9 protein-coding genes and 1 riboswitch are annotated in these 12,186 nt (G+C 74.8%); of the genes, 2 read left to right on the forward strand and 7 right to left on the reverse strand.

Annotated elements, in window-relative coordinates; genetic code table 11:
* Positions 1-64: 64 nt before the first annotated feature.
* Positions 65-1,471 (reverse strand): glycine betaine/L-proline transporter ProP, encoded by a 1,407-nt coding sequence (gene proP, locus ABTY20_RS23910; RefSeq protein WP_351999077.1) that lies wholly within the window; start codon positions 1,469-1,471, stop codon positions 65-67.
* A 390-nt stretch (positions 1,472-1,861) separates the two neighbouring features.
* Here proP and ABTY20_RS23915 point away from each other — a divergent pair, with 390 nt between their 5' ends.
* On the forward strand, positions 1,862-3,853 hold the full coding sequence (locus ABTY20_RS23915) for a bifunctional glycosyltransferase 87/phosphatase PAP2 family protein (protein ID WP_351999078.1): 1,992 nt from the start codon (positions 1,862-1,864) through the stop codon (positions 3,851-3,853).
* A gap of 112 nt (positions 3,854-3,965) precedes the next feature.
* Positions 3,966-5,483, forward strand: coding sequence for a DUF4246 domain-containing protein (locus tag ABTY20_RS23920; RefSeq protein WP_351999079.1), 1,518 nt, complete (start codon positions 3,966-3,968; stop codon positions 5,481-5,483).
* Positions 5,484-5,566: 83 nt separating this feature from the next.
* Here the strand turns inward: ABTY20_RS23920 and ABTY20_RS23925 are convergent, their stop codons facing one another.
* The 6 genes from ABTY20_RS23925 to ABTY20_RS23950 all read right to left on the reverse strand — a co-directional run bounded on the left by ABTY20_RS23925 (position 5,567) and on the right by ABTY20_RS23950 (position 11,930).
* Entirely contained in the window at positions 5,567-5,986 is a 420-nt protein-coding gene (locus ABTY20_RS23925) for an aggregation-promoting factor C-terminal-like domain-containing protein (protein WP_351999080.1), read from the reverse strand.
* 327 nt (positions 5,987-6,313) lie between these two features.
* Positions 6,314-7,156, reverse strand: coding sequence for an ECF transporter S component (locus tag ABTY20_RS23930; protein WP_351999081.1), 843 nt, complete (start codon positions 7,154-7,156; stop codon positions 6,314-6,316).
* The gene (locus ABTY20_RS23935; RefSeq protein ID WP_351999082.1) at positions 7,153-8,820 is read right to left on the reverse strand and encodes an ABC transporter ATP-binding protein; all 1,668 of its coding nucleotides are present in this window, start codon (positions 8,818-8,820) and stop codon (positions 7,153-7,155) included. Before ABTY20_RS23935 ends, ABTY20_RS23930 begins: the two co-directional genes overlap by 4 nt.
* Positions 8,817-10,073: an energy-coupling factor transporter transmembrane component T gene (locus ABTY20_RS23940; protein WP_502991872.1), complete on the reverse strand. Its 1,257-nt coding sequence runs from the start codon at positions 10,071-10,073 to the stop codon at positions 8,817-8,819. The genes ABTY20_RS23935 and ABTY20_RS23940 overlap by 4 nt, the downstream gene beginning before the upstream one ends.
* Complete coding sequence (locus tag ABTY20_RS23945) at positions 10,066-10,704, reverse strand: SCO2322 family protein (protein WP_351999083.1); 639 nt, start codon at positions 10,702-10,704, stop codon at positions 10,066-10,068. Before ABTY20_RS23945 ends, ABTY20_RS23940 begins: the two co-directional genes overlap by 8 nt.
* Complete coding sequence (locus ABTY20_RS23950) at positions 10,701-11,930, reverse strand: SCO2321 family membrane protein (protein WP_351999084.1); 1,230 nt, start codon at positions 11,928-11,930, stop codon at positions 10,701-10,703. Before ABTY20_RS23950 ends, ABTY20_RS23945 begins: the two co-directional genes overlap by 4 nt.
* Positions 11,931-12,038: 108 nt before the next feature.
* Positions 12,039-12,177: riboswitch (cobalamin riboswitch) on the reverse strand.
* Positions 12,178-12,186 lie beyond the last annotated feature (9 nt).

Raw genomic sequence — 12,186 nt, forward strand, 5'->3', positions numbered from 1 at the left:
CGTACGCCTGGTGATCCCGTCCGACCGGGGTCGCTGACGAAGATACGCCCTGCCCCCGTCCCCGTCAGGCCTCTTCCCGGTCCGTCCCGGCCTCCAGCGACGGCGCCGAACCCGGCAGCGGGCGGCCCGCCGACTCGGCCATGCGCCACACCGCGAAGCCGCCGACCACGGCCGCCGCCATCATGTAGTAGGCGGGCATCATCATGTCGCCGGTCGCGCCGATCAGGGCCGTCACCACCAGCGGGGTGGTGCCGCCGAACAGGGACACCGAGACGTTGAAGCCGATCGACAGCGAGCCGTAGCGCACCCGGGTCGGGAACAGCGCGGGCAGCGCGGACGGCATGGCCGCGGTGAAGCAGACCAGCAGCAGGCCGAGCGCGCCCAGGCCGGCGGCGACCGCGAGCAGCCCGCCGTCACGGATCAGCAGCAGCGCCGGCACGGACAGCACCAGGAACCCGGCGCAGCCGGCCGCGATCACGGGGCGGCGGCCGACCCGGTCGGTCAGCGCGCCGGCGAACGGCTGGACGACCATCATCAGCACCATCACGCCGAGCACCACGACCAGGCCGTGCGTGGCGTCGTAGCCCAGCTCGCTGGTGAGGTAGCTCGGCATGTACGACAGCAGCATGTAGTCGGTGACGTTGAAGACCAGCACCAGGCCCACGCAGAGCAGCAGCGCGCGCCACTGGCCGGTCACCATCTCCCGCAGCGGCACCTTCGTGCGCCCGGTCTCCGCCTTGGCGACCTCGGCCGCGAACGCCGGGGTCTCCTCCAGGCGCATCCGCAGGTAGAGGCCGATGAGGCCCATCGGGCCCGCGATCAGGAACGGGACGCGCCAGCCCCACGACAGCAGGTCCTCCGACGACAGCAGCGCGGTCATCAGGGTGACCAGGCCCGCGCCGCCGATGTAACCGGCGAGGGTGCCGAACTCCAGCCAGCTGCCGAGGAAGCCGCGCCGTTTGTCGGGGGCGTACTCGGCGATGAAGGTGGACGCGCCGGCGTACTCGCCGCCGGTGGAGAAGCCCTGCACCAGCCGGGCGGCCAGCAGCAGGACCGGGGCGCCCACGCCGATCGTGGCGTAGGACGGGACGAGGCCGATGGCGAAGGTGCCCGCCGCCATCATGATCATGGTGAGGGCGAGGACCTTCTGCCGCCCCACGCGGTCGCCGAGCGGGCCGAAGACCAGGCCGCCGAGCGGGCGGACCAGGAAGGCCGCGGCGAAGGCGCCGAACGTGGACAGCAGCTGGGCGGTGGGGTTGCCCGAGGGGAAGAAGACCTTGCCCAGGGTGACCGCGATGTAGCTGTAGACACCGAAGTCGAACCATTCCATCGCGTTGCCGAGCGCCGCCGCCTTCACGGCGCGCCGGACGAGCGCGGGGTCGGTGACGGTCGGGGCGGGGGTGTGCGCGGTGCCGGCCCTCGGTGAGGTCTTCCGCAGGGACGGGGGAGCGGCGACTGAGGCAGTCGACAAAGCTTCGCTCGCCTACCTTTCGACGGGAACAGGGACGGGGTCCGCGCGGCGGCGCTGTCGGGCGGGCCGAAGAAAACGACGATAGGCGCCGTTGCTCCCGTTACGGGCGGTACGGATTTAGCTGCAGAATGCATCTAAATGAGGGGTGTACAGGCACGCGGCACCCTCGCGGAGCACCCGGACCGGTCGCCCGCTGTGATCCTTCTCGCGTCCTTCCCGGACAACGCAATCCTCGCGTTCTATGGTCATCCGGACAAAAGGCGGATAGGCCCCGGAAGGGGTGGAGCCGTCTGTGCCCTGCCCGGGGAAGCGCGGACCTCGCGGGGGTTCGAGAAGAGAACCCCCACGGGCGCACGGCGTGCGACGAGCGGGGAGGGAGGCCGACGGGGCGTGGTGGACACGGACCGCGGCGGACGGCCGACGGGGGCCGCGAAGGCTTACGGAGCGACGGCCGCCGACGGCCGGGCACGGCTGCGCGGGGCGCGCCTCGGACTCTGGCTGCTCGCCGCCGTCCTCGCCGTACGGCAGGCCGCCGGGGGCTCCCTCCCCGACCCCGCCCGGTACGACGGTCCCTCCTTCGGCGGGCCCGTCCTCGCCCCCCTCACCCGTTCGGCGGAGCAGGCCCTCGGCCGGGGCTGGACCTTCGGCACCCTGCTGCCGGTCGTCGTCCTCGGCGTGATCGCCGCCCGCGCCCTGCCCCGTCCGGTCGGCCGGCGCACCGCGCTCCTCGCCGCGCCCGTCGCCGTCTGCCTGCTCATGCTCTCCCTGCCGGTGCGCGGCGCCCTCCGGCTCGGCCAGACCGGCGTCGTCCCGGTCCTGCTCGTCCTGCTGGGCTGCTTCGCCGCGCGCGGGCAGCGCGCCGGAGGCGTCCTCATCGGCGGCGCGGCGGCCCTCCAGCCCGCCCTCCTCCTCTTCGCCCCGCTGCTGTGGCGCACCGGCCGCCGCCGGGCCGCCACCGCCACGGGCGTCACCTTCGCGACCGCCACCGCGCTCGCCTGGGCCGTGCTGCCACGGGACTCCCGCGGCCACCGGGTCCACCACGGGGCGGGCACCGGTCCCGGCGGACCCGCCGACCAGTCCCTGCACGGCACCCTGCTCCGCCTCGGCCTCGAAGGCCCCCCGGGGACCGGCCTCCTGCTGCTGCTCGGCGCCGCCGTCGCGGCCCTCGCCCTGCGCCGTGCGATCCGCTACGCCCACGACGGCCAGCTGCTGCTCGCGGTCGCCGTCACCGGCTGCGCCGCCCTGGCCGTCTCCCCGGCCGCCGGCCAGCACCAGCCGCTGTGGGTCCTGCTCACCGTCGTCGGCCGGGCCGGGACGCGCGCCCGCGACCGGCCGGTGTGGCCCACCGCCGTGGTGCTGGTGACGACGCTGCCCGCCACGGTGCTGCTGCCGAACGTGGCGTTCCTCCACCCGGTGCGCGACAACGCCGTCCTCCTCGCCGCCCTGGCCGCCGCCACCGCGGTCCCGTTCCTGTCCCGCGCCTCGCCGTCCTTCCGCGCGCCGGTCCCGACCCCGTACGCGCCACCGGTCCCGGCCCGCCTCGCGTTCGTCCCGCTGCTGCCCTTCCTGCGCCGGGTGCTCGTCCGCCCGAACCTCCTGCTCGAGCTGCTGCTGATCCGCGTCGCCTACGCCGCGTACGCCCGGGTCCGGCTCGCCGTGACCGGCGGCAGCAACTCCGCGGGCCGCGCCCGCGCCGAGGAGCACGGACAGCGGATCCTCGACCTCGAACGCCTGCTCCACCTGGACGTCGAGCACGCCGTCAACCACGCCGTGGTGAGGATCGGCTGGCTGCGGGAGTCCTTCGACTTCTACTACCTGTCGTTCCACTTCGCCGTCCCGCTGACCGTGCTCGGCCTGCTCTACTGGCGCCGCCCCGTCGACTACCGCTGGGCCCGCGCGGGCCTCGGCCTCACCACCCTGCTCGCCCTGGCCGGCTTCTGGCTCTACCCGCTCGCCCCGCCCCGCCTGATGCCGGGCCTCGGCGTCGTCGACACGGTCCACGGCGTCCAGGACTTCTCCCGGCCCGACTACGGCACCCTCACCCACCTCACCAACCAGTACGCGGCGATGCCGTCCCTGCACTTCGGCTGGTCCCTGTGGTGCGGAGTGGTGATCGCGGTCGTCGCGCCGCAGCCGTGGACGAAGGCCCTCGGCCTCCTCCACCCCCTGCTCACGGCCTGCGCGATCGTCGCCACCGGCAACCACTGGATCCTGGACGCGGCGGGCGGCGCGGTCGTCGTCGGCGCCGGCTTCGGCCTGACGTACCTGCTCCAGGGCCCGCGTGCCCGCACGGCCGTGGCCGCCGCCGGACCCGACGGTGAGCCGTCGGTGCCGGCGAAGGAGGTGCCGGCGAAGGAGGCGGCGGAGAAGGATCCGCCGTAGAGCCGTGGAAGGGAGGAGGGGGAGGACCGGGCCGCACGCGGCCACGGCCGCGGTGTCAGTCGGCTGACGTATCGTTCCCGCCACCGTGCACCGACTGTGAGGACCAAGAGAATTGACCGGCCCGTCCGCTTTCCCGCTGCCCTTTCACGCCTCCCGCTCCCTGTGGAACGGAGCGTTCGCGACACCCCGGACACTGCGGGAACTGGAGATGATGCGGTGCAGCGCGCACATCCGGGCGAAGCCGGGATGGTTCGACAAGATGAACGACGCCGACGTCGTCGCCCGGTGGACGCGGGAGGCGGTCGACCAGGGCCTCACCGAAGCGCAGGTCCGCTACGTGCTCGCCGAACTCCGGTACTACGCCGCGCTGCGGGACGAACGGACCGGTGTCGAGGTGTCCGCCGTCGACGGGGTGTGGCAGTCGGACACACTGATCGACGACGAGCTCGGATCCCGGTTGCGTGAAGCGGTCCGGGTGCTGGAGCAGGTCCCCGAAGCGGAGCGGGACTGGCATCCCGGATCCGACGGCCAGGTACTGGACCTGGTGCATCCCTCGTTGTTCTGCCTGGTGAGAGAGGTGAGCGGGGCGCCCGAGCGGGCTTGGCGGAACCCGACGGACCATTACTCGAAGCACGAGTTCTCGGAGAGGTTCCAGTGGCTGCCCACGGATGTCGACGTCAGTGACGACGGCGCCGTCGCCTTCCGCTCGTACGTCAACAACGTCCACCCCGAGACCCATCGTGACCTGGCCTCCGTCCTGCCGGACCTGTTCGCGCGCTTCCTCCCCCTGTGGGAGAACGTGCTCACCGACCTGCGTCGTCCGAGGCCCCCGCGGATCGAGGCCGATCCCTACGGCTGGTACGACTCGGAGCCGCAGTACCCGGACAAGTCCTCCTACGGCGACGACGAGGCCTACGCGGAAGCCCTCCACGCGTGGGAACAGGCCCAGGACGACTGGTGGGAGAACCGCCGCCCGGTCGTCCCGGACGCCCCGGACTTCACCCCGCCCGAGCCGCCCGGCGACGCCGACCGGGTCGGCCTGCGCGGCCGCCGGCTCCAGGTCATCGTCAAGCTCGCCACCCTTCACCTCACCCCGGACAAGCCCGAGTACCCGGGCGGCTCCTGGCACGTCGAGGGGATGCTGAACGAGCGGATCGTCTCGACCGGCATCTACTACTGGGACAGCGAGAACATCACCGAGAGCCGGCTGGGTTTCCGGGCGGCGCTCGACGACCCGGAGTACGAGCAGAACGACGACAACGGCCTGCGTGAGGTCTACGGCCTGGAGGACGAGGACGCGCTGAACCAGGTGCTGGGAGCGGCGTCGACGCCGGCGGGCCGCTGCCTGGCGTTCCCGAACGTCCTGCAGCACCGCGTCGACTCGTTCCGCCTGGCGGACCCCACCCGCCCCGGACACCGCAAGATCCTCGCGTTCTTCCTGGTCGACCCGTCGGAGCCGATCGTCTCGACCTCCGACGTGCCGCCGCAGCAACCGTGGTCCGACACCTCGACCATGACGCTCGAACAGGCCAGGGGCTACCGCGAAGAGCTCATGCGGGAACGCAAGTTCTTCGTCGACGAGCACAACGAGCAGCTCTACGAACGGGAATTCTCCCTCTGCGAGCACTGAGCGGGCACTGAGCGAGGACGGGCGAAGGCGGCGGCCCCGGGGATCGTGGGGCCGCCGCCTTCGGTACGGGGGGTGCGGAACCGTCAGTACCAGTGGTTGGACTGCCAGAAGGACCAGGCGTCACAGGCGCTGCCGTAGCGGTCCTTCATGTAGTCCAGACCCCACTTGATCTGGGTGGCGGGGTTGGTCCTCCAGTCGGAGCCGGCCGAGGCCATCTTGGAGGCGGGCAGGGCCTGGACCAGGCCGTAGGCGCCGCTGGAGGCGTTGGTGGCGGTGTGGTTCCAGCTGCTCTCGTGCTGGACGATGTTCGAGAAGCACTGGAACTCGGCCGAGTCGCCGATCATCTTCTGCGCGGTCGCCCGGGCCGAGGAGGCGCTCGTCGTGGTCGCGGCCTGCGCGGGGGCGGCGGCGATCAGGGTGCCGCAGGTGGCGGCGGCCAGGGCGGCGCCGGCGAGGGCCTTCCTGGGGGCGGCGACGGTGCGGAGGAGGGAAGCGGCGGACACAGGCGGCCTTTCGGTCGGGAGCGGGACGGTCGCGCTACGCCGTGCCGGACACCGCGGTGTGCGGCGGGGGCATGCGTCGGCGCCGCGACCCGTGGGGGGTACGTCGGCGCCCGGCGACCGGTCCACAGAAGCAAATCCCGGGAATGCCCGCAAAGGTCCCTTTTACTACCGGAGGTCGGAGAAGCCGGTCCCGAGGGAGGAGGCGGGAGCCGGTTCGGGGGACGGGGGCCGCGTGCGGCCCGGGTGTGTCGCTACGGTGCCGGGTCGTATGTGACACGGGCCATGTGGGGTGCTTCACCGCCCCGGTCGCGGGGTGTGGGCGGAGGACTACCCAGGGGTGTCCTCGAATGTGACCGGCGTCTCGAAGGCCGCCCGGCGGGTGGCGCGGCGGAGGGCCTTCAGGACCGGGGCGCCGAGGGCGAGGGTCAGGGCGACCGTGACCAGGGCCCGGCCCAGGTCCCAGCCGAGGGACGTGGCCAGGCAGTAGGCCAGGAAGCGGGCCAGGTTGGCGGGGAGCGCCGCGTCCGGGTCGAAGGAGATGTTCGAGGCCAGGGCGGACATGAAGGGCCAGCCGGCCATGTTCATCACCGTGCCGTAGGCGAAGGCCGCCAGGGAGCCGTACCCGGCGAGCATCAGGACCTCCGCGCGGCCGCGCAGGCGGTCGGGGCCCGGCAGGAGGCCCGCGCCCATCGTGAACCAGCCCATCGCCAGCATCTGGAACGGGAGCCAGGGGCCGACCCCGCCCGTGAGCAGCGCGGACGCGAACATCGTCACCGAGCCGAGGACGAAGCCGAAGCCGGGGCCCAGGACCCGGCCGCTGAGGACCATGAGGAAGAACATGGGCTCCAGGCCCGCCGTGCCGGCGCCGATGGGACGCAGGGCCGCCCCGCTCGCGGCGAGGACGCCGAGCATCGCGACCGCCTTCGGACCCAGGCCCGACTCCGAGATCGTCGCCGCCGCGACCGCCACCAGGAGGACCAGCAGGCCCGCGAAGAGCCAGGGCGCGTCCTGGGCGTGGGCGTTCAGGACGGAGGCGGGCGGGGCCAGGAAGGGCCAGCCGAAACCGGCCGCGCCCACCGCGCTGACCAGGACGAGGGCCAGCCAGGAACGTGGGCCCAGGCGGACCGCCCGGGCCTGGCGGTCCGTCCGCCGCCCCGCGGTGGTGGTCATCGCTCCAGCGCCTTCCGGACCTGGGAGACCGTGAGCCAGTGCTGCGGGGCCAGGATCTTCGCCACCTGCGGGGCGAAGGACGGGGACGCCACGACCACCTCCGCCGACGGGCCGTCCGCGATCACCTCGCCCTCGGCGAGCAGGACCACCCGGTGGGCGAGCTCCGCCGCCAGCTCCACGTCGTGCGTGGCCATGACGATCGCGTGGCCCTCGGCGGCCAGTCCGCGCAGGACCGTCACCAGGCGGGCCTTCGCCGCGTAGTCCAGTCCCCGGGTCGGCTCGTCGAGGAGGAGCAGGGGCGGGCGGGCGGTGAGGACGACCGCGAGGGCCAGGGTGAGGCGCTGACCCTCGGACAGGTCGCGGGGGTGGGTGTCGTCGGCCACCGAGGGGAGCAGCCCGGTCAGCAGGGCGCGGCAGGTGCCCGGCTCGGCGCCCGCGTCCTCGTCGGCGGCCGCGCACTCCGCCGCGACCGTGTCGGCGTACAGGAGGTCACGGGGTTCCTGCGGGACCAGGCCGACGCGGCGGACCAGGTCGCGGGGGCGGGTGCGGTGGGGGACCGCGTCGCCGGCGCGGACCGAGCCCGAGGACGGGGCGACCAGGCCCACCAGCGCGCCGAGCAGCGTCGACTTCCCCGCGCCGTTGCGGCCCATGAGGGCGATCGTCTCACCGGGGGCGACCGCCAGGTCGACGTGGCGCAGCGCCTGGACGCGGTCGCGGCGCACGGCGAGGGAACGGACCTCGGCCACCAGGGCGGGGGCGGGGGCGCCGTTCCGCTTCGTGCGCCTGAACGGGCTCCGGGAGGGGACGGGCGGCGGCGTGGGCGCGGGGTCCACCCGCTCCGGCCGCCGGTCGGCCAGCCGGTCGCGCAGCGCGCCCGCCCTGCGGCGGGCGTCGCGGACCGTCAGGGGGAGCGGGGACCAGCCGGCCAGGCGGCCCAGGCCGACCACCGGGGGGTGGACGGGGGAGACCGCCATCACCTCCGACGGGGTGCCGAGCCACGGGCGCTCGCCGGGGCCCGGGAGCAGGGCCACCCGGTCGGCGTACTGGACGACGCGTTCCAGGCGGTGCTCGGCCATCAGGACCGTGGTGCCCAGGTCGTGGACCAGGCGCTGGAGGACGGCCAGGACCTCCTCGGCCGCGGCCGGGTCCAGTGCGGACGTCGGTTCGTCGAGGACCAGGACCCGGGGGTGGGGGGTGAGGACCGAGCCGATGGCGACCCGCTGCCGCTGGCCGCCGGAGAGGGTGGCGAGGGGGCGGTCGCGGAGGTCGGCGAGGCCGAGCAGGTCCAGGGTCTCCTCGACCCGGCGGCGCATCACGGCCGGGGGTAGGCCCAGCGACTCCATGCCGTAGGCGAGTTCGTCCTCCACCGTGTCCGTCACGAAGTGGGAGAGCGGGTCCTGGCCCACCGTGCCCACCACGTCGGCGAGCTCGCGCGGCCTGTGGGTGCGGGTGTCACGGCCGGCGACCGTGACCCTGCCGCGCAGGGTGCCGCCCGTGAAGTGCGGGACCAGGCCGCTCACCGCGCCCAGCACCGTCGACTTGCCGACGCCGGACGGGCCGACCAGGAGCACCAGTTCGCCCTCGGGGACCTCGAAGTCGACGTCCCGGACGGCGGGTTCCGGCACGCCGTCGTAGGTCACCGACACGTTCTCGAAGCGGATCACGTCGTCGGCTCCTTGCGGGTGTGCGTGGGCTCGGGGGCGGGGGTGACGAAGGCGGGGAGCAGGCCGAGCAGCACGGCGGCCGCGGGCCACAGGGGGAGCGTGGGCGCGACGAGCGGGACCACACCGGGGTGCAGGGCCGCGGGGTCGCGGGAGGCGGCGAGGGCCAGCAGGGCGGCCACGGCGGCTCCGGACGCCGTGACCAGCCAGGCCCGCACGTCCCAGGGGTCGGGGCGGTAGCGGGTGCGCAGGGTGCGCCGGCCGCCGAGCCACAGGCCCGCGAGGGCGGCGGCCAGGCCGGCGAGGAGGACGGGCAGGCCGTGGGCGCCGCCCTCGGCGGTGAGCAGTCCGTACGTTCCGGCGCAGACGCCGAGCAGGCCGCCGAGGGTGAGGGCGGCGGTGGTCCGGCGGACGGCGGCGGGCACCCGGGCGGTACGGCCGTATCCGCGGGCGTCCATCGCGGCGGCGAGGGCGACCGAGCGCTCCAGCGCGCCCTCCAGGACCGGGAGCCCGACCTGGAGCAGGCCGCGGACGCCCTTGTCGGGCCGGCCCCGCAGCCGGCGGGCGGCGCGCAGGCGCTGGACGTCGGCGATCAGGTGGGGAGCGAAGGTGAGGGCCACGACGACGGCCACGCCGAGTTCGTACAGGGCGCCGGGGAGGGACTTGAGCAGGCGGGAGGGGTTGGCGAGGGCGTTGGCGGCGCCCACGCAGACGAGCAGGGTGGCGAGGCGGAGGGCGTCGTAGAAGGCGAAGGTGAGGGCCTCGGCGGTGACCTCGCCGCCCAGGCGGATGCCCTGGGCCCAGTGGGGGAGGGGGACTTCGGGGAGGCGCACGAGCACGTGCGTGCCGGGGATGGGGGAGCCGAGGAGCACGGCGAAGGCGAGGCGGACGAGGAGGACGGCGAGGGCGAGCTTGACGAAGGCGCCGTAGGAGCGGGACCAGGGGGCGTGGGGGCGGCGGGCCGCCACGACGTAGGCGGAGACGGTGAGGAGGAGGGCGAGGAGGAGGGGGTTGGTGGTGCGGGTGGCCGCGGTGCCGAGGGCCAGGGCCCAGAGCCACCAGGCGCCGGGGTGGAGCGGGGTGCGGTGCGTGTGCCGGGCGGGGGCGGGGGCGCTCGCCGGCGCTTCCGGGGTGCCGACGCGCCCGCCCTCCCCCCCTCTCGACCTCGCTCGAGCGGGGGGAGCCCCCTCGGCCCGGCGGCACGACCGTCCGCGGTCGTGCGGGTGGTCGTGCCCGCGGTCGGGCGCGTTACGCACGGCGGCGGGCCTGCCGGATCGCTGCCGCCGCGAGGAGGGCGACCACGGCGATTCCGGCGGCCAGGCCGACCGACGGGCCGTCCGAGTCGTCCGACCCGGTCTTCTCCTCCGCGGGCGCGGGGTCCTCGTCCGTGGAGACCTGCTCGCCGCAGCCCTTCTCCGGGTAGCCCGCTATCGCGCACAGCAGGGCGTTGGCGTCGTAGCGGAGCGGCTTCGCGACCGAGGCCAGGGCCTCGGCGGTGGTGGCGTCCTCGGGGACCCGGGCGCAGGCCGTGCGCCCGGCCGGCGGGGTCTCGCCGGACGGGGCGTCGGCGGAGGTGCCGAAGTCGACGACCAGGGCCACGCGCTTCTCGCCGTCGGCCGCCGGGGTCTTCGCGCAGATGGTGTCGAAGTCGGCGGTGCCGCGCGGCTCCGCCGCGTCGGCGGAGTCCTCGCTGACGGAGAAGCGGAAGCCGTGGACGTCGCCGTCGGCGGGCCGGGCGAGGGACGGACCCTGGGTGGCGTACGTCCACGCCGTGCCGTCCTGCTCCCAGAAGGACCAGTAGCGGTAGCCGGTGGCCTGCGCCTGGCCCGCGCCCGCCAGCAGGGGCAGGAGCGCCGCCAGGAGCAGGACGGCGGCCCGGCGGATCACGGCTGCTGCCGCTTCGCGCGGCCGCTGATCAGGAAGCCGATGCCGATGCCGGCGACCAGGCAGACGCCGACGAACCACCAGACGCCGAAGCCGGAGCCCTGCTCCTCCTTCACGTCGTCCCCGTCCTCGCTCTTCGCCCCGGTCGTCTTCTCCTGGGCGGCCGGGCCGGTCGCGCCCAGCCGCTCCACCAGGTCCGTGCCGCCGAAGTCGCGCGGGTCGGCGCCGGTCGCGTGGGCCGCGAAGATGAGCTGGGCGTAGGCGGCGGGGCCGCTCTGCTCCGCCCAGCCGGCGGCGTTCTTCTCCAGCCAGGCCAGGGACTTCTTCGCCTGCTCGTCGGCGCCCTGGGCGGCGAGCGCGACCACCGCGTCGGCGGTGTTGCCGTAGTCGGGCTGGTCCTCGGCGCCGGCGAGGGCGGAGGTGAGGTGGCCGGTCCTCGCGAGGGCGTCCGCGAGGTGGGCGGCACCGTTGGCGGCGGCCCGCTGCGGGGTGTCGGCCTCCTCGCAGGCGGCGTCCTCCGCCGCCTCGCCCCCGCCGGGCTCGACGACCAGGCCCGCGCCGAGCGAGCCGAGCACGCCCGCCGCCGTCGCGTCCGCGTTGGCGACCAGCCCGCCCTTCTTGTCCGGCTGGAAGGCGAACGCTCCCGCGCCGTCGCCCTCGCAGGGCAGCGCCAGCCCCAGCAGGGCGTCGTGGGGGGACTTGCCGTCCTTCTTCACCTCGGCCGGCTCCTCGCCGGCGGCGGCGAGCGCGCCGATGACGACGGAGGTGGAGTTGGTGTCGCTGGCGCCGCCCGCGGTGTAGCCCCAGCCGCCGTCCTCGTTCTGCGCGGACTTCAGCCAGCCGACGGCCTTCTTCGTGACGTCGTCGTGGCCGCCGAGCGCGGCGAGGGCCTGGACGGCGGCGGCGGTCTGGTTGGTGTCGACCGTCGTCTTCGCGTCGCACGCCTTCGCGGTGTCGGCGCGGTACGGGGCGAAGGAGCCGTCGGCGCACTGCTGTCCGGTGAGCCAGTCGACGGCCGCCTTCGCCGGCTCGACGCCGGCCGTGTGCTGGGCGAGCAGGGCGAGCGACTGGCGCCAGACGCCGTCGTACTGCGGGTCGCCGTCGCCGTACAGGGCGGAGGGGAGCGCCCGGGACGGCGACGGGGAGGGGGTGGTGTCGGCGGCGGCCGGAGTGGCGGCGCCGATCACGGCGACGGCGGCCAGGGCCGCCGCGCTGCTGCGGACGTTCATGATCGGCGGGTGCCTTCCCTGCGGGGAGCCGGGCGGCGCGGGACACCCCGGTGGCTCGGCTCCGCATACCTCGACGGTGCCCGTGCGCCGGCGGGCTGCCGGGCACGTGAGCCGGTCACGAACCGTGCGGGGCAGTCCGGCTCACCGTCCCTGCGGACGGTTCACGGTTGCGGGTCAGCGCCGGAATTGCACCGGCTTCCCCCCGTACGGTGTGATGACGACGCCGACACTCTACCCGCCCGTAGGGAAGAGGCCG

It is taken from the genome of Streptomyces sp. NPDC126497, assembly GCF_040302425.1.
Lineage (GTDB): Bacteria > Actinomycetota > Actinomycetes > Streptomycetales > Streptomycetaceae > Streptomyces.